Source organism: Actinosynnema sp. NPDC037264, from assembly GCF_055603705.1.
Window position 1 is genome coordinate 19037 of record NZ_JBVJVK010000031.1, and the last position, 19456, is coordinate 38492.

Consider the following 19456-nt stretch of genomic DNA (forward strand, 5'->3'; position numbering starts at 1 on the left):
AACTTGCACGTCGTGCAAGTTTGGGTGATAGTTGTATGTGGCAAGCAATGCGGAGAGACAGGGGGACGGCATGGACGCCGTCGCGCGGGAGCTGGAAGACCGGGTGCGCGACCTGCTGAGGGTTGTGCGGATGGTCAGGCAGCGGCACCACGCGCTGCCTCCCGGCCTGATCGGCACGCTCGGCCTGATCGCCCGCGCCGGCGTGGAACCCACCGGGTGCCACGCCAAGGAACTGGCCGCCAGCGCCGGGCTCGACCCGTCCACGGTGAGCCGGGCGGTGGCCGCGCTGGTCGCGAACGGCCTGGTCGAACGGCGGGCCGACCCCGACGACGGCCGCGCCAGCATCCTCGTGGTGACCGAACGCGGTCACGCCGAGCTGGCCGCCGCCCGCGACTGGTACGACCGGCTGCTCGGCCGCGCGCTCGCCGACTGGAGCCCTGAAGAGGTCCAGGCGCTGACCACCTCCCTGGGGCGCCTGACCATTGACGTCGAAGGAGCCCTCGGCTCCACCTTGGAGGCCGCGCGATGAGCGCACCCGCCACCGCCAACGGCACGATGAGCCACCGCCAGGTCCTGGAGGCCCTGAGCGGTCTGCTGTTGGTGCTGTTTGTCGCGATGCTCAGCGGCACCGTCGTCTCGACGGCGTTGCCGCAGATCATCGGCGCGCTCAACGGTTCGCAGACCCAGTACACCTGGGTGGTCACCGCGACCCTGCTGACCGCGACCGCCACCACCCCGGTCTGGGGCAAGCTCGCGGACCTGTTCGACAAGAAGACCCTGGTCCAGGTCGCCATCGTGATCTTCGTGGTGGGCTCGGTGCTCAGCGGCTTCGCGCAGGGCGCGGGCCAGCTCATCGCGGCACGCGCGTTCCAGGGCATCGGCGTCGGTGGTCTGCAGGCGCTGGTGCAGGTGGTGATCGCGGCGATGATCCCGCCACGCGAGCGCGGCCGGTACAACGGCTACCTCGGCGGCGTGATGGCGTTGGCCACGGTCGGCGGGCCGCTGCTCGGCGGCCTCATCGTGGACACCTCGTGGCTGGGCTGGCGCTGGTGCTTCTTCATCGGCGTGCCGGTCGCGGTGATCGCGTTGTTCGTGCTCCAGGCCACGTTGAAGGTGAAGACGGTCCGGCGCGAGGACGTGAAGATCGACTACCTGGGCGCGAGCCTGATCGCGGTCGGCGTGAGCGTGCTGCTGGTGTGGATCTCGTTCGTGGACGGCTCGTTCGCGTGGCTGTCGTGGCAGAGCTTCGCCATGGTCGGCGCGTCGGTGGCGCTGCTGGGCGGCGCGGTCGCGGTCGAGGCGCGTGCGGCGGAACCGGTGGTGCCGCTGGGGATCGTGAAGCAGCGCACGACGGCGTTGGCGATCCTGGCCAGCGTGGCGGTGGGCATGGCGATGTTCGGCGGCGCGGTGTTCCTCGGCCAGTACTTCCAGATCGGCCGCGGCTACAGCCCGACCGAGGCAGGCCTGCTCACCATCCCGATGATGGTCGGCGTGCTCGGCGCGTCCATCGTGTCCGGGCGGCTGATCACCAAGACCGGCCGGGTCAAGCCCTACATCGTGGTGGGCGCGGCGACGCTGGTGCTCGGGTTCCTCGCGCTCGGGCAGATCGACCACGACACGTCGCTGGTGCTGGTCGGCGGCGCGATGCTGCTGGTGGGCGTCGGTGTCGGCATGAGCATGCAGAACCTGGTGCTCGCGGTGCAGAACACGGTGCCGTTGAAGGACATCGGCGCGGCCAGCTCCACCATCGCGTTCTTCCGGTCGCTCGGCGGCACGATCGGCGTGTCGGTGCTGGGCGCGGTGCTGGCCCGGCGGGTGGAGGAGCACATCACCCGCGACCTGACCGCGGCGGGCATCCCCGCCGGCGGCGCGGGCGGCGGCAACCTCAACCTGAACGTGCTGCCGGACGCGGTGCAGCACATCGTCCGCAACGCCTACGGCGACGCCACCGGCCACATCTTCCTGATCTCGGCGGCCATCGCGGTGATCGGCGTCATCGCGGCCCTGCTGCTCAAGCCGGTCACCCTGCGCTCCAGCCTGGACCTGGCGGAGGAGAAGCCCGAGGTGGCGGCGAGCGCCTGACGACGGGACAGCGGTCGGGGGGGGGGGGGGGGGGGGGGGCGCCACCCCCCCCCCCCCCCCAACAAAGGTTGGTGGGAGCACGTTAGGAGGGGGAGGAGGGACGCAGGGGCGGAAGGGGAGAGGGAGGGAGGAGGGGGGGAGAGAAGCGGGGACGGCACAGAGAGCAGTAGCGGAGGGCACCCCCCCCCCCCCCCCCCCCCCCCCGACCACGTGCGACGGGTGTTGGCGAGAACCCGTTGGGACGTGGCACTCCGGCCACTGCCGTGCCGGCCGCGGCGCTCCTAACGTCCGGGGCGGAACGTTTCTCCTGCGACGACAAGGACCGCCAACCATGGTCGTGGTCTCGGCACTGCTCATCGGCGTGCTGTACGTGCTCCTGAACTCCTTCATCCCCGACCGGCACCGCCGACCGTTCAACGCGGTCATGGTCGGCGGCGCCGGCGCGGCGTACCTCAGCGGCGGCGGGTTGGGCGCGTGGGAGTTCGCCATCACCGCCGTCATCACGTTCTGCGCCTACCGCGGCCTGACGTCGTGGACGTTCATCGGCATCGGGTGGCTCGTGCACACGGCCGCGGACGTGGCGCACCACCTGCACGGCAACCCGATCGTGCCGTTCGCCGAGCACTCGTCGCTGGGGTGCGCGATCTGCGACCCGGTGATCGCCCTGTGGGCGTTCGCGGGCGGTCCGGGCATCCGGTCAATGACCCCCGCAGCACTCGTGCGGGCTCTCCGCCTCCGCCGGGCGCAGCACGCCACCGACGGCGGGCTCCACGAGTAGCAGCAGCTCGCCGTCCCGGCACACCGGGCGCACGAAGCCCAGCGTCTGCACCGGGTCGGTCGGCGCGACGGCGACGCCGATGCCGACCACCCGGTCGATCGCCGACCGCGCCACCACCTCGGCCGCGGGGTGCGTGCCGGTGAGCGCGGACTGGCCGGGGAACCGGACGCACCGGCCGTCGGCGCGGTCGCGGCCCGCCCGCGCGGCCCGTGCGGCGGGCGTGTCGGAGTCGTCGAGCACGGCCACCGGCCCGCCCAACGCCTCCGCCAGCCGGTCCACGTCCACCTCGCCGGTCACGTGCGCGGACAGCGTGGTGACGGCGACCGGCCCGGACCGGTCGGTGTGCGTGCACACGAAGTCCGCCGCCACGCCGTCCAACGCCGCCAGCAGCAGCGCGTCCACGTGCGCCGCGCCGTGCTCGCCGGGCAGGGCGGGCACGGCGCCGAGCCACGGCATCAGATGACGTCCACGAACACCGGGTTCGCGTAGAACCACAGGTCCGCCCACGGGTCGGCGTCACCGATCACGTCCATCACCGGGTTGCCGTCCGACGTCAGCCGGTTGCCGTCCGAACCGCGCAGCCGCAGGTAGAACGCGCCCTCCACGCGGCGGAACGTGTGCGTGAACTTCACCGTGCCGCGCGCGGTGCGCGCGACCTCGAACGACTTCACCACCTGCGTGGCGGGCGCGGAGAACGCGTCGCGGTCCGCCGCCGGGCCGGTGATCGGGCCGGCGATCAGGTCCACCTTCGCCAGCCGCGGCACCACGCCCGCGAAGTTCGGCCCGCGCGCCAGGTCGACCTCGATCACCACTTCGACGTCGTGGCCGCGCCGGACGAACGTGCGGCCGCCGATCGTGACGCCCCGGTCGTCGCCCTCGCCGAGCGACCGGACCCGCAGGTTCAGCCCGTCGACGATCCGCCCGTGCACCGCGACGACCTTGCCGCCCTGCATGCCGCGCATCACGTCCACATAGGACTTGGAGTCCGCGCCGACCAGCGTCGAGCTGTAGAAACCGGGCCAGTAGTCGCTCTCGACCTGCGGCACGCCGGTGTCGATCGGCGCGCCGCGGCTGCCGGTCGTGCTGTGGTCGCCGGTGCCCTGCTTGTGCGTGTCCAGGTGCACCCGGTGCGAGTCGGAGGTGGCGGTGACCCACCACGGCCTGCCCTCGGCCAGCAGGGAGTCCCACAGGCCGCCGACCTTGGCGGTCATCCAGTCGAACCCGCCGTAGGTGCGGTAGGGGTTCTCCGTCGCGGTCGGCGCGAAGCCGGGGAAGCTGTCCTGGTTGGGCGAGGCGTCGTAGAGCCCGCGCGCGGCGCCGCGGCCGCCGTTCGCGGTCGGGATGCCCGCCGCCTGGTGGCCGGGCGCGCCCTCCATGCCCACGGCCACGCCGGGTGCCGCGTCGCGCCAGCCGCGGAACTCGTGCGGGCTGTCCACGCCGCGCCGGGCCGGGTGGTTGGCGAACATCAGGGCGATCTCCGTGCGGCCGGAGAGCACCTGCGCCTCCAGGTACCGCAGGGCCGCCAACGCGTACGGCTCGCCGTCGGCCGACGTGGAGCGGGTGATCAGACCCTTGCCGCCGTTCGCGACCGGCGTGGACAGGACACCGCCGTCGTAGGCGGCCTCGAACGCGCGCAGGATGTCGACGGTGGACCGGCCGGGCGGCAGGAACACGGTGGCGTGCTCGGCGCCCGGGATGTTCCACTCCAGGCCCTGGTAGACCAGCACGTCCCGGTGCGACCTGCGGGCGCGCTCGATGTCCGGCGCGACCTGGTCGATGGAGAACTTCTCGTGCGCGACGCCGCCGTGGTCGGTGATCACGACCCAGTCCAGCCCGTGCTCGCGTGCCTTGGCGACCTGCTGCGCGACCTCGTACTGGGCGTCGTTGGAGTACTTGGTGTGGATGTGGTGGTCGCCCGCGAACCAGCGCCCGCGCCCGCCCCACGGGTTCACCGGCGTGGCCGGGCGGTCACCGTGCGCGTGGGCGGGCAGCGCGCCCAGGGTGGTCGCCACGCCGGCCGCGCCCAGACCGGCCAGGAACCGGCGTCGCGCCACCGATAGCGGCCGGTCGTCCTGGGCGTCGCGCCAGCTGCCCTCCACTTCCTCGTGGTGGTGCTCGTGGGTGTGGCCGTGGTGGTGGTCGTGCGACATGCGGAACTCCGATCATGACCCGAACGGCGGCAGGCCGAAGTATCGTTTTGCGGCCGTGCGTGGGGTGGTGCGCGGAGTCGAACTCCGGGTGAACACTTCGACGCGCCTCCGCGACCGTCAAGACCGCGTAAAGGACCGGGGTTGCACCGCGCCGGGAAACGGGCGCGCGCACACTGGGTCCGTGGACGGCAAGCGCAAGCGCGGCGAGCTGAGGATCTACCTCGGCGCGGCGCCCGGTGTCGGCAAGACGTTCGCCATGCTCGGCGAGGCGCACCGCCGCCGGGCCAGGGGCACGGACGTCGTGGTCGGCCTGGTCGAGACGCACGGCCGCGAGAACACCGCGGCCCTGCTCGACGGCCTCGAACAACTGCCCCGCCACCACCTCGGCGCCCCGGCACACCGACAACTCGACCACCCCGGCGACCCAGCTCGCTCCGACCTCGACCACCCCGGTAACCCGGCTCGCCGGCCGCTCGACCACCAGGGTGACCCGGCAGGCCCGCGACTCGACCACCCCAGTGACCGTGATCGCCGGCCGCCCGACCACCCCGCCGCCCCGGCACGCTCCCACCTCGACCACGCCGGCGACCCGGCAGGCCCGCAGCTCAACCACCCCGGTGACCGTGCTCGCTCCCACCTCGACCACCCCGGTGGCCTTGCACGCCGGCAGCTCGACCACCGTGGTGACCCACCCCGCGAGGTCGCGTCGGTCGCTCGCGACTCATTTTCCGGCGATCACGCTTTTCGATCGCCGGAAAATCAGGCGCGAACGACCGACTTCCAGGCGACCGAGCCGCCGTCTGCGGAGCAGCGGCCATCGAACACAGAGCTGGACGTGGACGGTCTCCTGGCGCGACGGCCCGAGGTCGCGGTGGTCGACGAGCTCGCGCACACCAACGCGCCCGGTTCGCGCAACGCCAAGCGGTGGCAGGACGTCGAGGAGCTGCTCGAAGCCGGCATCGACGTGCTGTCCACGGTCAACGTGCAGCACCTGGAATCCCTCAACGACGTGGTCGAGCGCATCACCGGCGTGCGGCAGCGCGAGACCGTGCCCGACGAGGTCGTGCGGCGCGCCGAGCAGGTCGAGCTGGTCGACCTCACGCCCGAGGCGCTGCGCCGTCGCCTCGCGCACGGCAACGTCTACGCCGCCCACAAGATCGACGCGGCGCTGGGCAACTACTTCCGGGTCGGCAACCTCACCGCGTTGCGCGAACTGGCGCTGCTGTGGGTGGCCGACCAGGTCGACGTGGCGTTGCAGCGCTACCGCTCCGAGCAGAGCATCACCGACACCTGGGAGACCAGGGAGCGGGTCGTGGTCGCGATCAGCGGAGGCCCGGAGAGCGAGACGCTGATCCGCCGCGCCCGGCGCATCGCGGCCCGCGCGGGCGCGGAGCTGATGGTCGTGCACATCCTGCGCGGTGACGGGTTGGAGGGCGTGTCGCCGCAGCTGGTGGCGGGGTTCCGGCGGGTGACCGAGGACGTCGGCGCGACGTTCCACACCGTGGTCGGCGACGACGTGCCGACCGCGCTGCTCGACTTCGCCCGCGGCGTGAACGCCACCCAGCTCGTGCTCGGCACGTCCCGCCGGTCGCGGCTGGCCAGGGTGTTCGACGAGGGCATCGGCGCGGCGACCATCCAGGAGTCCGGGCCGATCGACGTGCACATGGTCACCCACGACGAGGCCCGCCGCGGCCCGCGCCGTCGGCGGGCCGCCGCCGCGCACCCGGGGTACCGCAGGCTGCTCGGCTGGGCGCTGGCCGGCCTGCTGCCCGCCGTCGTGACCGGGATCGGGCTGCTGCTGGGCGAGAACCTGACGTTCTCCACCAACCTGGTCGGGTTCTTCCTGGCCACGGTCGTGGTCGCGTTGGTCGGCGGCCACGGTCCGGCGCTGGCTGCGGCGTTCTTCGGCGCCGGGCTGCTGAACTTCTTCTTCACCCCGCCCTACTACACCCTGGCCGTCGCGACGGCCGCCAACCTCGTCACGCTGGTCGCGATGCTGGTGGTGGCGCTGCTGGTCGCGCTGGTGGTGGACCGGGCGGCGCGGCTGGCCGAGCAGGGCGCGCGGGCCCGCACCGAGGCCGCGCTGCTCGCCTCCTACGCCCGCACGGTGCTGACCAGCCCGTTCCCGCTGGCCCGGCTGCTGGAGAAGGTGCGGGAGAACTTCGCGCTGGACTCGGTGGCGTTGCTGGAGCGGCGCGACGGGGAGTGGGAACGGGTGGCGTGCGTCGGGCCGCGGCCGTGCGCCGAGCCGGACGAGGCGGACGTGGACGTGCCCGTGACGGCGGACGTGCACCTGGCACTGCGCGGGCGGGCGCTGCCCGCGGCGGACCAGCGGGCGCTGGAGGCGGCGGCCGGTCAGGCGTTGATGGCGTTGCGGCAGCAGCGGATGGCCGCCGAGACGGCCGAGGCCCAGCGCCGCGCGGAGACCACGGAGCTGCGCACCGCGTTGCTGTCCGCCGTCGGCCACGACCTGCGCACGCCGCTGACGTCCATCAAGGCCGCGATCGGCAGCCTGCGCGACGTCGACCTGAGACTGTCCGATGAGGACACCGCCGAGCTGCTGGAGACCGTCGAGGTGTCCGCGGACCGGCTGACCGGCCTGATCGACAACCTGCTCGACTCGTCACGGCTGGCCACCGGGGCGGTCGTGCCGCAACTGCGTGCGGTGACGTACGACGAGGTGGTGGCGCGCGCTCTGGCCGGCATCGACGAACGCCGCACGGTGTCCGTGGACGTGGCCGAGCACCTGCCGCCCGTGCTCGCCGACCTCGGCCTGCTCGAACGCGTGGTGGCCAACGTGATCGACAACGCCCTGCGGCACGGCAGGCTCAGCCCGCGCCGCCTGGTCGACGTGGACGGCGACGGCCGGATCAAGGCCGACGAGCCGGAGGTCGCGGTGCGCGCCAGCGCCTACCGCGACCGGGTGGAGCTGCGGGTCGTCGACCACGGGCAGGGGCTGCCGAAGAACACCGCGAGCGCCGTGTTCGCGCCGTTCCAACGCCTCGGCGACCGGGACGCCACCCCGGGCATCGGCCTCGGGCTGAGCGTGGCGAAGGGGTTCGTGGACGCCATGGGCGGCGCCATCACGGCCGAGGACACGCCCGGCGGCGGCCTGACGATCGTCATCTCGCTGCCGATCGCCGCGGTGACCACGGCATGACCGCGGTCCTGGTGGTGGACGACGACCCGGAGATCGTGCGCGCGCTGCGGATCACCCTGAACGCCCACGACTACCGGGTGCTCACCGCGTCGGACGGCACGTCGGCGTTACGCGCGGTAGAGGAGGCGCAGGCGGCCGAGGAGGGGCCCGACGTGGTCGTGCTGGACCTCGGCCTGCCGGACCTGGACGGCGTCGACGTGATCACCCGCCTGCGCCGGGTCACGACCGCGCCGATCGTCGTGCTGTCCGCCCGGCTCGACTCGACCGACAAGGTCCGCGCGCTGGACGCGGGCGCCGACGACTACGTGACCAAGCCGTTCGGCGTGGACGAGTTCCTGGCCCGGCTGCGCGCGGCCGTGCGCCGGTCGCGCGGGCGCCGGGCCGCGATCGAAGAGCCGCCGGTGCGCACGGCGTCGTTCACCGTCGACCTGACCGCGAAGAAGATCCACCGCGACGGCGCCGAGGTGCACCTGACGCCCACCGAGTGGGGCCTGCTGGAGGCCCTGGTGCGGGCGGGCGGCGAGGTGCTCGGCCCGCAACGGCTGCTCACGGAGGTGTGGGGGCCGGCCTACACGTCGGCCACCCACTACCTGCGCGTCTACCTGGTCCAGCTGCGCCGCAAGCTCGAACCGGACCCCGCCCACCCGCGGCACCTGATCACCGAACCGGGGCGGGGCTACCGCTTCCAGCCGTGATCAGCGCTGGGGCGTGGTGGTGACTACGTTCCACTTCACGGCCTTGAGCGTGCCGTCGGCGGTGGTGCTCTCGCCGACGATCGTGCCCCGGTCGTTCAGCGCGACCGGCAGGCTGTGCGCGCCGCCCAGCGAACCCAGGTAGACCACCTTCCCGTTGCGCCACAGGAACGCGCGCGGCGCGTCGGGGTTGTCCGCAGACGTCCAGCCGACCACGTCACCGCGTTCGTTGATCGCGACCGCCTCGGACGGGCTGGGCACGCCCAGGTCGACCGGCTTGCCGCCGGCGGGCCACAGCACCGCCTTGCGGTCGCCGTTGAAATCCCTGGTCCAGCCGACGACGTCACCGCGCTCGTTGAGCGCCTGCCGGTTGTCGGCCACCCCGCCATCGGTGGACAGCACCGTGACGCCGGAACCCTCCCAGCGCAGCGCCTGGGTGTCCTGGTTGCCGACGATCACCCCGGCCTCGTTGATCGCCTCGACCCAGTACGTGCCGGAGCCGGGCACCTTGGCCAGCGGTTCGCACGTCGTGGTGTCCACGCACCGGAACGCGTGGGCGTCGCCGTCGAACATGGGCAGCTTGTTGCCCGCCACCACCCCGGCGTCGTTGATGGCGCTCAGCCACAGGTGCGGCCCGGTCAACGGCAAGGACGTGTGCTTGCCGTCCTGCCACAGGACCGCGCGTTCCTGGTGGTAGCCCGAGGACGAGCTGGGGAGCGTCATCGGCACCGAGCCGCGGTTGTTGATCGCCGACGCGATCACCCAGCCGGAGCCCGGCGTGATGTCGGCGACCTTGCCCGCGTGCCAGATCCGCGGCCGTTGGATGTACGGGCCGGTGGCGACGACGGACTCCTGGATCAGCACCTGGCCGCCCTGGTTCAGCCCGGACGGTATGCCGAGACCGAGGTCGGTGGCCCCGCCGCCGGGTGACCAGTGCACGGTGTGCGGCGCGCCGTTGCCGGTAGTGAAGCCGACGACCTGGCCGAGGTCGTTGACCGCGACCGTCCGGTGCGTGGGGTAGCCCGGGAGCCCGGGCAGTTCGGTGACGAGGGCGGCCGCCCGCGCGGCGGGCGCGGTCACCAGCGGCAGGGCCACGGCCAGCGCGAGGACGGCCGCGGGCGTGCGTAACTTGGGCATGGTCGCTCCAGTGCGAGATGTCCGCTGAATCGATCCGACGGTAGTCTCGGTGCGAGATCGCCGGCGTCGGCCGGACAGCGGAATCAGGGGGGACCGTTGACCGCGCAGGAAGTCCTGGCCCGGTTGAGCGAGAACGCCGAGGTCGTCCGACTGACCGGCGGCGTGGTCAACACGGTGTGGCACGTCCGCGGCCCGGACCGCGAGGTCGTGCTCAAGACGTCCGAGGACGCGCCGCCGTCGTTGTTCCAGGTCGAGGCCGACGGGCTGGCGGTGCTGCGGCGGCACGGCCTGCGCACGCCGGAGGTTCTCGGCGTCGGCGAGGACTGGCTGCTGCTGGAGGCGCTGACCCCGCGGCCGCTGGAGACGGACGCGTTCTGGGAGAGCGCCGGACGCGCGATCGCCGCGCTGCACGACGTGCGCGGCCCCTGGTTCGGCTGGGACCACGACGGGTGGCTGGGCCTGCTGCCGCAGCGCAACGGCCGGCACGACGACGGGCACGCGTTCTTCGCCGAGCACCGGCTCCTGCGCTACCTGGACGAGCCGAAGGTCGACGCCGTGCTGACCGCGGACGACCGGGACGCGGTCGAACGGCTGTGCGCGCGCCTGCCGGAGATCGTGCCCGCCGCGCCGCCCGCGTTGACCCACGGCGACCTGTGGCACAACAACGTGGTGTCCACCGCGGCGGGCGAGCCGGTGTTCATCGACCCGGCGGTGTCGTGGACGTGGCCGGACGTGGACCTGAGCATGATGTTCTGCGGCGCCGACTCGCCCGCCCGGTTCTTCGACGCCTACCACGAGGTCCGGCCGCTGGACCGCGACTGGCGCGACCGGATGCCCGTGGTGTTCCTCCGGGAGGTGCTGAGCACGTTGGCGCACGAGGGCGACCGCTGGGGTTCCCTCGACTACCTCCGCGAGGTGCTGCGACCGTTCCGCCGCGTGCCCACCGGCTCGCCGGAAGTGCGCTCGATCGAGTGATTGCGGACCGACCGGCGCGGCGTTTGCCGGGGAAGTGTCAGGGCAACCCCAAGTTTTCCGACCGGAAGTGGCCCACCCGCGGTGACGCGCACACGATGTGCGCCGTGGCGCGACGCAGCGCCGCCGCTCCTCGGAGGAGGTCGTCCGTGAACCGCTTCGGCTTGAGCGCGTCGCTCGCCGTCACGCTGACCGCGGTGCTCGCCGCCGCGCCCGCGACCGCCGACACCGGACAGGTCCCGTGTCCCGCCCGGCTCCCGGCGGACGCGACCTGCTACGGCGGGCAGGACGCCACCGGCGCGTTCCACGCGTTCGCGATCCCGGCCGAATGGAACGGTTCGCTGGTCGTGCACTCGCACGGCGGCCCCGACCTCGCCGCGCCCACGGCGGACCGCGCGACCGAGGACCTCGACCGGTGGGCGGTGATGGTGCGCGAGGGCTACGCGCTGGCGGGCTCGTCCTACCGGCGCGGTGGCTACGGCACCCGGATGGGCGCCGAGGACACCGAGAACGCGCGGAAGTCGTTCGTGCGACGGTTCGGCGAGCCGCACCGGACGATCCTGCACGGCCAGTCGTGGGGCGGGAACGTGGCCGCGAAGGCCATCGAGGCCTACGACTCGTACGACGCCGCCCTGCTCACCAGCGGCGTGCTCGCGGGCGGCTCGCGCGGCTACGACTACCGCGTCGACCTGCGCGTGGTCTACCAGTACTACTGCGGCAACCACCCGCGGCCCGACGAGCCGCAGTACCCGTTGTGGATGGGGCTGCGCGCCGACTCGACCATGACCACCGCCGGCCTGCGCGCGCGGCTCCAGGAGTGCACGGGCTACCAGTCGCCGCCCGCCGAGCGCAGCGCGCTGCAACAACGCAACCTGGACGACATCCTCGCCGTGACCAAGGTCCCGGAGAGCGCGCTCGCGTCGCACCTCACCTTCGCCACCTTCACGTTCCGCGACATCGTGCACAATCGGCTCGGCGGGCAGAACCCGTTCGCGAACAGGGGAGTGCGGTACACCGGATCGCACGACGACGAGGCGTTGAACGCGGGCGTCGAGCGGTTCAGCGCCACGCCGTCGGCCGCGCGCGACCTGTCCTACGACAGCGATCCGACCGGCGCGGTGTCGATCCCGGTGATCACCGTGCACGGGATCGGCGACCCCACGGCGTTCGTCGAGCACGAGTCGGCCTACCTGGCGAGCCGGGTCGGCGCGGGGACCGCGGAGCACCTCGTGCAGGCGTTCACCACGGAATCCGAGCACAGCGCGCTCAGCGACTCGGAGTACGCCAGTGCGCTGCGGGCGCTCGTGACGTGGCAGAGCACCGGCCGCAAGCCCACGCCCGCGTCGATCGCCGCCGACTGCCCCGCCGCGGACGCGGAGTACGGCACGGGCTGCTTCTTCGACCCCGCCTACCACCCCGCGCCCTACTCGGCGCACGTGTACCCGCGTCCCGGCGGCACCCGGTGGCCGGCGATGACCGCCCGGCAGGAATGGCTGTGGGCGCGGCTCGGCCAAGTGGGTATCGCGCCCTGAATGCGCTTTCCCGAAGCAACGCGGTGGCTCTCCGAGGTGTCCTAGTAACCGAGGGCAGTGGCGGTCGGTGAGGCACCGCCACGCTGAGGGGGAGGGCACATGTCCCGCAGAACCAGGGGACCAGTCGCATCGGGGCTGTTAGCGGCGGTCGTGATGCTCGCCGCGAGCGCCCCGGCCGCGGCCGAACCACCGGAGCCGACCACCGCGCCGCCGGTCGGCGCGCAACCGGACGGCACGGTCACACTGGTGACCGGTGACGTCGTCACGGTCCGCGGGAACCGCGCTCAGGTGCGGCCCGGTCGTGGCCGCGCCGAGGTGCGGTTCGTGCAGCGACTGGACGAGCACGGCGACCTGCACGTGCTGCCGACCGACGTGCTGGGCGACGTGCGGTCGGGCGTGCTGGACGAGCGGCTGTTCGACGTCACCGGCCTGATCCGGGCCGGCTACGAAGACCGCTCGACCCGCGTCACGCCGCTGATCGTGACCTCGACCGGCCCGGCCGTGGCCGGTGAGCCGCTGCCCAGCATCGGCGGGTACGCGGTCAAGGCGCCGAAGGACGCCGCGTTCTGGGCGGGCGCGCGGGCCGCGGGCGTGGCGAAGGTGTGGCTGGACGGCCCGGTCCGCGCCACGCTCGACCGCAGCGTCCCGCAGATCGGCGCGCCGCAGGCGTGGCAGGCCGGGCACACCGGCGCCGGCGCGAAGGTCGCGGTCCTGGACACCGGCGTCGACCCGGCGCACCCGGACCTCGCGGGCGCCGTCGTCGAGTCGCGCAACTTCAGCGACAGCCCCGACACCGACGACCGCGTCGGCCACGGCACGCACGTCGCCGCCACCATCACCGGCGCCGGCCGCTACCAGGGCGTGGCGCCGGACAGCGCGGTGCTCAACGGCAAGGTGCTCGACGACAACGGCGGCGGCTACGAGTCGGACATCATCGCGGGCATGGAGTGGGCCGTGGCGGCGGGCGCCGACGTGGTCAACATGAGCCTGGGCAGCTCCATGCGCACCGACGGCACCGACCCCATGTCGCAGGCCGTCAACCGGCTCACCACCGACGGCGGCGCGCTGTTCGTGGTCTCGGCGGGCAACAGCGGTCCGTCCGACCAGACGATCGGCAGCCCGGCCGCGGCCGACCTGGCGCTCACCGTCGGCGCGGTCGACCGGTCCGACGCGCTCGCGGAGTTCTCCTCGCGCGGCCCGCGCTGGGACGACGACGCGATCAAGCCGGACATCACCGCGCCGGGCGTGGACATCGTCGCGGCCAAGGCGAAGAACGGCCGCATCGGCACCCCAGTCGGCGACGCGCACGTTGCGCTGTCCGGCACGTCGATGAGCGCGCCGCACGTCGCGGGCGCGGCGGCGATCCTGGCCGCGCAGCACCCGGACTGGCCGGCCGCGCGGATCAAGGGCGCGCTCATGGCGAGCGCGAAGCCCAACGCCGACCTGACCGTGTACGAGCAGGGTGCGGGCCGGGTGGACGTGGCCGCGGCCGTCACGCAGTCGCTGGCGGCCGAACCCGCGTCGCTGAGCATGGGCGTGGCCCAGTGGCCGCACGCCGACGACCAGCCGATCGAGCGCAAGATCTCCTACCGCAACTCCGGCGCCACCCCGGTGACGCTGACGCCGACCGCCGACCTGCGCGACCCGGCCGGCAACCCGGCGCCCGCGGGCATGGTCACGTTCTCGCCCTCGTCGCTCACCGTCCCGGCGGGCGGTGAGGCGGCCGTCGTCGTCACGGTCCACACCTCGCTGGAGTCGCCGGACGGCCGGTACGGCGGCGCCGTGGTGGCCACCGGCGGCGCGACGCCGCTGCGCACGCCGATCGGCGTGACCAAGGAGGTCGAGAGCTACGACGTGAAGATGACGTTCCTCGACCACACCGGCGCGCCGACGCCGGACTACTTCTTCCGGTTCGTGGACGTGAACCACCGCAAGGCGTACCTGGACCACGACCCGTCCGGCACGGTCGTCGCCCGCGTGCCCAAGGGCACCTACTACGCCGACGCGTTCATCCAGACCAGGCAGACGCAGCAGCTCACCCAGGTGCTGGAGCCCAGCGCCACCGTCACCGGACCCGCCGAGTTCGTGTTCGACGCCCGGGCGGGCAAGCCGATCGCGTTGTCGGTGGACGAGAAGGAGGCGGAGGTCGGCTACACCGAGGTGTTCTTCAGCCGCCGGGCGTCCTGGGGCGACACGGGCACCGGCTTCATCGGGTTCCCGCCGGGCGCCGTGCTGTTCGTGCCGTCGAAGACGTCCGCGCCCGGTGCGGCGAGCTTCGAGGTCGCGGGACGGCTGGCGAAGCCGGACGCCGACGGCACGTACCTCGGCAGCCCGTACCAGTACAACGTCGCGTGGCGGCACGACGGCGCGGTGCCCGAGCGGCTCGACCGGTCGTTCCAGCGCCGCGACCTGGTGAAGGTCAAGTCGTCGGTCTCCTCGTCCGGACCCGGCACGACCGGGTTCCGCGACCAGATGGCGGGCGGACCGCTGCCGCTGGAGCTCACCGAGTACTACTCGCCTGGCGTCGACTGGTACGGCAGCTTCCTGCAGATGCCGGAGCCCCAGGCGTTCCCGCCGCAGAGCTCGCAGTCGACCTCCCTGCCGCGCCGGTTCACCGCGGGTCGCACGGTGACCGAGAAGTGGAACGCGGCCGTGTTCGGGCCGGCGTTCCCGGCCTCGACCGCCGTGCACGAGTGGGCCGGGCGGCTCGGCGACGAGGTCGTGGTCTCGCTGCCGATGTTCACCGACCAGGACCCGAACCACCTCGGGTTCTCGGAGGTCTCGGCGGCGAAGACGACGCTGCACCGCGACGGCGCGCTGCTCGCCGAGTCGCCCTACGACGGGTACGTGGCGGGCGTCGTGCCGTCGGGCAAGGGCGTCTACCGGTTGCACACCGAAGCGGAGCGGTCCGGTGTGGCCGAGCTGTCCACCAGGGTGGTGGCGGACTGGTCGTTCACCTCGGAGCACGTGGCCGGGCCGGACCCGGCGGCGTTGCCGCTGCTCGCGGTGCGGTTCGCGCCGTCGCTGGACGCGGAGAACCGGGCGGCGGCCGGACGGCCGTTCGCGATCCCGGTGTACGTGCAGCGCAACGGGGTCACCGGGGCGCAGGGCGTGGCGAAGCCCGCCGTGCAGGTGTCCTACGACGACGGCACGACGTGGCGGCCCGCGCCGCTGCTCAGGGTCGGCGAGCGCTGGCTCGCGGCGGTCGTGCACCCGGCCGGCGCGAAGTTCGTCTCGCTCAAGGCCCAGGCGCGTGACGCCGCGGGCAACGCGGTCGACCAGACGATCATCCGGGCCTACGGCCTGAGGTGATCGACTCCCCGGACGCGCCCGGTCACCGGCCGGGCGCGTCCAACGGGTTGCCCGTCACCCGCTGCGCCCAGCCGTCGCGCATCAGCTCGGCGGCGGCGCAGCGCGGTTTGCGCTCGGCCTGGTCCTCTGCCCTGACCAGGAACGCGTCGGCGAACCCCAGCCGCGGGTAGCGGGTCACGACGTCGTCCTTGACCCGCTCGGCGAACCGGTCCAGCCCGCGCCCCGACACGTCGGCGCCGACCGCGACCTGCAACAGGTGGCTCTCCGGGTCCTCGTCGGCCGGCACGTCCTCGCGCATGTGCCGCACGATGACCTCGGTCAACCGGTCGCGCCGCACCCGTCCCCACCCGGCGCCGGCCGCGAACACCCACGCCACGTGCCCGCTCGCCTCCTCGAACGGCAGCGTGTGGCTGTCGAACGGCGGGGTGAGCGCGAGGTCGTGCAGCAGCGCGGCGACGTACAGCAGCTCGCCGTCGTGGGGAATGTCCACGTCGGCCGCGTGGGCGGTGGCCAGCGAGTAGGCGCGCAACGAGTGGTTGAGCAGCCACGGCTCGGCGTACTCGTGGCAGACCTCGAGCGCCGCGGCCGCGGCCTTCGAGTCCGGTCGGGTGAAGATGAAGTCCACGTCGTGCAGCCTAGGGGTGGTCGGCCGCTCGGCTACGGCACGACGCCGTCGGCGACCAGACCCGCCAGGACCGCCTCGCCGACCGCGGTCAGCGCCGACTGGGGCCGGATCATCACGGTGAACGTGCCGATCCGGCCGTCCTCGTCCAGCTCGATCAGGTCGATGCCGTCGACCTGCCTGCCGCCCACCACGGTGCGGAAGCGCAGGACGTGGCCGTCCGGCCCGTCGTACTGGCCGACGTACCGGAAGTCCTCGAAGGTCCGCTGGAGCACGCCGAACAGGGCGCGCACGGAGTCGATTCCCTCGAACGGGTGGAACTTCACCGGGCTGTGGAACGTGATGTCGTCGCTGAAGAACTCCGTGGCGCCGAGGACGTCGCCCGCCTCGACGGCCGCCTTGAACCGCAGTGCCGCGTTCATCCGTGCCTCCTGGTCAGATCGTGGCCGCGAGTCGCGTGCCCTGGTCGATGGCGCGCTTGGCGTCGAGCTCGGCGGCGACGTCCGCGCCGCCGATGACGTGCGTGACGACACCGCGGCCGGTGAGCGCGTCCACGAGGTCGCGCACGGGTTCCTGGCCCGCGCACACCACCACCGTGTCGACGTCCAGCACTTGCGGCCGTTCGCGCTTGGGCCCGAACGTGATGTGCAGGCCGTCGTCGTCGATCCGCTCGTAGTTCACCCCGGTCAGCTGCTCGACGCCCTTGGCCGCCAGCGCCGCCCGGTGCACCCAGCCCGTGGTCTTGCCGAGGCCCTTGCCGATCCGGGACGCCTTGCGCTGCAAGAGGTACACCTGCCGGGCGGGCTCGGCGGGCTTCGGCGCGGTGATGCCGCCGCGCACCAGCTCGGGGTCCGTGACGCCCCACTCGGCGCGCCACTCGTCCACGTCGAGGGCGGGGGAGGAGGCGTGGGTCAGGAACTCCGCCACGTCCACCCCGATCCCGCCCGCGCCGATCACCGCGACCCGGTCGCCGACCGGCGAGCCGTGGCGGACGACGTCCACGTAGGACAGGGCGCGCTCCACACCGGGGATGGCGGGCACGCGCGGCGCGACGCCGGTGGCGACCACGACCTCGTCGAAGCCGGCCACGTCGTCGGCGGTGGCCCTGGCGCCGAGGTGCAGCTTCACGCCGGTCAGCTCGATCCGCCGCCGGTAGTAGCGGATCGTCTCGGCGAACTCCTCCTTGCCCGGGATGCGGCAGGCGATGGCGAACTGGCCGCCGATGTCGTCGTCGGCCTCGAACAGCTCCACCTCGTGGCCGCGTTCGGCCAGGGCGGTCGCCGTCGCGAGCCCCGCCGGACCCGCGCCCACCACCGCGACCCGCTTGGCGCGGCGGGTCGGCAGCAGCCGGAGCGTGGTCTCGTTGCCCGCGCGCGGGTTGACCATGCAGGTCGCCTTCTTCAACGAGAACGTGTGGTCCAGGCACGCCTGGTTGCACGCGACGCACGTGTTGATCTCGTCGGCGCGGCCGGTCTCGGCCTTGCGCACCCAGTCCGGGTCGGCCAGGAACGGGCGCGCCATCGACACCAGGTCCGCGTCACCGCGCGCCAGCACCTCCTCGGCGACCTCCGGCATGTTGATCCGGTTCGAGGTGACCACCGGGATGCCGACGTGCGGGCGCAGCTTGGCGGTGACGTTCGTGAACGCCGCGCGCGGCACGGACGTGACGATCGTCGGCACCCGCGCCTCGTGCCAGCCGATCCCGGTGTTGATGATCGTCGCGCCGGCCGCCTCGACCTCCTGGCCGAGCGCGACGACCTCGTCCCAGGTCTGCCCGTCCTCGACGAGGTCGATCATCGACAGCCGGTAGACGATGACGAAGTCCGGCCCCGCGGCGTCGCGGCAGCGGCGCACGACCTCGACCGCGAGGCGTCGCCGGTTCTCGGCGCTGCCGCCCCAGCGGTCGGCGCGCTTGTTCGTGCGCGGCGCGAGGAACTGGTTGATGAAGTAGCCCTCGGAGCCCATGATCTCGATGCCGTCGTAGCCGGCCTCGCGGGCCAGCGCGGTGGCCCGGGCGAACGCGTCGATCTGCGCGCGCACGCCCCGGTCGGACAGCGCGCGCGGGCGGAACTTGGCGATCGGGGCCTTGAGCGCGGACGCGGACACGCTGAACGGGTGGTAGGCGTACCGGCCGGCGTGCAGCAGCTGGAGGGCGATCTTGCCGTCGTGCTCGTGCACGGCCTGCGTGATCACGCGGTGGTCGCGCGCCTCGCGGTGCGTGGTGAGCTTGGAGGCGAAGGGGTACAGCGAGCCCGTCCGGTTGGGCGAGAAGCCGCCGGTGACGATGAGGCCGACGCCGCCGCGCGCCCGTTCGGCGAAGTAGGCGGCCAGCGCGTCGAAGTCCTTGGCCCGGTCCTCGTTGCCGGTGTGCATGGAGCCCATGACGACCCGGTTGCGCAGGGTCGTGAAGCCCAGGTCCAGGGGCTTGAGCAGGGTGGGGTAGGCGGTCATCGCCGGTCGTCCTCTCGCATCGCGGCCAGCACCTCGTCGCACCACTCGACCAGCGCCTGCTCGGCCCGGATGCCGCCGCGCAGGACCAGGTACTGGTGCAGCCGCCGACCGGACAGGGCCGACGGGTCCGGGAAGTCCTTCTTCTCGATGGCGAGGTAGACGTCGAGGCGTTCGGCGTGCAGGTCGCGGTGCCGGGCGACCTCGCCGGTCAACGCCTTCGCATCGCCCAGCGACGCGCCGCGGATCTTGACCGAGAGGTCGTGCCGGATCGTCTCGGGCTCGCCGGGTGAGGCCAGCCAGCGGGCGAGCTCCTCGCGGCCCGCCTCGGCGACCTCGTACACCTTCTTGTCCGGGCGGCCGTCCTGGGCGACCTCGTGGCACGACACCCAGCCCAGCTCCACCATGCGCTTGAGCGTGCGGTAGATCTGCTGGTGGGTGGCGGCCCAGAAGAAGCCGATGGACTTCTCGAACCGCTGGGCCAACTCGTAGCCCGAGCCCGAGCGCTCGTCCAGCGACACGAGGATCGCGTGCTCCAACGCCATGGCGGTGACCGTAGCCGTGCAACGGG

At 73.0% G+C, this 19456-nt stretch carries 15 protein-coding genes; 8 read left to right on the forward strand and 7 right to left on the reverse strand.

Going from position 1 to position 19456, the window contains the following annotated elements; all coding sequences use genetic code 11:
- The first annotated feature begins 70 nt into the window (after nt 1-70).
- From ACZ7GX_RS28215 to ACZ7GX_RS28225, 3 genes are all read left to right on the forward strand, one after another.
- Nucleotides 71-529 (forward strand): MarR family winged helix-turn-helix transcriptional regulator, encoded by a 459-nt coding sequence (locus ACZ7GX_RS28215; RefSeq protein ID WP_498780943.1) that lies wholly within the window; start codon nt 71-73, stop codon nt 527-529.
- Nucleotides 526-2082: an MDR family MFS transporter gene (locus tag ACZ7GX_RS28220; RefSeq protein ID WP_498780944.1), complete on the forward strand. Its 1557-nt coding sequence runs from the start codon at nt 526-528 to the stop codon at nt 2080-2082. Before ACZ7GX_RS28215 ends, ACZ7GX_RS28220 begins: the two co-directional genes overlap by 4 nt.
- A 331-nt stretch (nt 2083-2413) precedes the next feature.
- Entirely contained in the window at nt 2414-2860 is a 447-nt protein-coding gene (locus ACZ7GX_RS28225) for a DUF6010 family protein (RefSeq protein WP_498780946.1), read from the forward strand.
- Here the strand turns inward: ACZ7GX_RS28225 and ACZ7GX_RS28230 are convergent.
- Together ACZ7GX_RS28230 and ACZ7GX_RS28235 are read right to left on the reverse strand one after the other, a co-directional pair.
- Nucleotides 2780-3316 (reverse strand): hypothetical protein, encoded by a 537-nt coding sequence (locus ACZ7GX_RS28230; protein WP_498780948.1) that lies wholly within the window; start codon nt 3314-3316, stop codon nt 2780-2782. The genes ACZ7GX_RS28225 and ACZ7GX_RS28230 overlap by 81 nt on opposite strands.
- Nucleotides 3316-5010, reverse strand: coding sequence for a PHP domain-containing protein (locus ACZ7GX_RS28235; protein ID WP_498780949.1), 1695 nt, complete (start codon nt 5008-5010; stop codon nt 3316-3318). Before ACZ7GX_RS28235 ends, ACZ7GX_RS28230 begins: the two co-directional genes overlap by 1 nt.
- A 181-nt stretch (nt 5011-5191) precedes the next feature.
- On the opposite strand from ACZ7GX_RS28235, the gene ACZ7GX_RS28240 reads away from it, so the two are divergent.
- Both ACZ7GX_RS28240 and ACZ7GX_RS28245 read left to right on the forward strand, forming a co-directional pair.
- Nucleotides 5192-8170: a DUF4118 domain-containing protein gene (locus ACZ7GX_RS28240; RefSeq protein ID WP_498780951.1), complete on the forward strand. Its 2979-nt coding sequence runs from the start codon at nt 5192-5194 to the stop codon at nt 8168-8170.
- Entirely contained in the window at nt 8167-8865 is a 699-nt protein-coding gene (locus ACZ7GX_RS28245; RefSeq protein ID WP_498780952.1) for a response regulator, read from the forward strand. Before ACZ7GX_RS28240 ends, ACZ7GX_RS28245 begins: the two co-directional genes overlap by 4 nt.
- Here the strand turns inward: ACZ7GX_RS28245 and ACZ7GX_RS28250 are convergent, their stop codons facing one another.
- A complete protein-coding gene (locus ACZ7GX_RS28250) occupies nt 8866-9999 on the reverse strand; it encodes a hypothetical protein (protein WP_498780954.1) in 1134 nt (377 codons plus the stop codon).
- A 96-nt stretch (nt 10000-10095) separates the two neighbouring features.
- Between ACZ7GX_RS28250 and ACZ7GX_RS28255 the strand changes: the two genes are divergently transcribed.
- The 3 genes from ACZ7GX_RS28255 (at nt 10096) to ACZ7GX_RS28265 (ending at nt 15815) form a co-directional block, all read left to right on the forward strand.
- Nucleotides 10096-10974 carry a fructosamine kinase family protein gene (locus ACZ7GX_RS28255; protein WP_498780955.1) on the forward strand — a complete coding sequence of 293 codons (879 nt, stop codon included), beginning with the start codon at nt 10096-10098 and terminating at the stop codon, nt 10972-10974.
- Nucleotides 10975-11120: 146 nt separating this feature from the next.
- Nucleotides 11121-12503 carry an alpha/beta hydrolase family protein gene (locus ACZ7GX_RS28260; protein ID WP_498780957.1) on the forward strand — a complete coding sequence of 461 codons (1383 nt, stop codon included), beginning with the start codon at nt 11121-11123 and terminating at the stop codon, nt 12501-12503.
- Between the two features lie 99 nt (nt 12504-12602).
- Nucleotides 12603-15815, forward strand: a complete 3213-nt coding sequence (locus ACZ7GX_RS28265; protein WP_498780958.1) for a S8 family serine peptidase — start codon at nt 12603-12605, stop codon at nt 15813-15815.
- A gap of 22 nt (nt 15816-15837) precedes the next feature.
- On the opposite strand, the gene ACZ7GX_RS28270 is transcribed toward ACZ7GX_RS28265, so the two are convergent.
- The 4 genes from ACZ7GX_RS28270 to ACZ7GX_RS28285 are packed head-to-tail and all read right to left on the reverse strand — an operon-like array spanning nt 15838 to nt 19430.
- A complete protein-coding gene (locus tag ACZ7GX_RS28270) occupies nt 15838-16440 on the reverse strand; it encodes an HD domain-containing protein (protein WP_498780960.1) in 603 nt (200 codons plus the stop codon).
- A 32-nt stretch (nt 16441-16472) separates the two neighbouring features.
- A complete protein-coding gene (locus ACZ7GX_RS28275) occupies nt 16473-16859 on the reverse strand; it encodes a nuclear transport factor 2 family protein (protein ID WP_498780962.1) in 387 nt (128 codons plus the stop codon).
- Between the two features lie 13 nt (nt 16860-16872).
- Nucleotides 16873-18888, reverse strand: a complete 2016-nt coding sequence (locus ACZ7GX_RS28280) for an FAD-dependent oxidoreductase (protein WP_498780963.1) — start codon at nt 18886-18888, stop codon at nt 16873-16875.
- Nucleotides 18885-19430 (reverse strand): PadR family transcriptional regulator, encoded by a 546-nt coding sequence (locus tag ACZ7GX_RS28285; RefSeq protein ID WP_498780965.1) that lies wholly within the window; start codon nt 19428-19430, stop codon nt 18885-18887. Before ACZ7GX_RS28285 ends, ACZ7GX_RS28280 begins: the two co-directional genes overlap by 4 nt.
- Between the last annotated feature and the right edge of the window lie 26 nt (nt 19431-19456).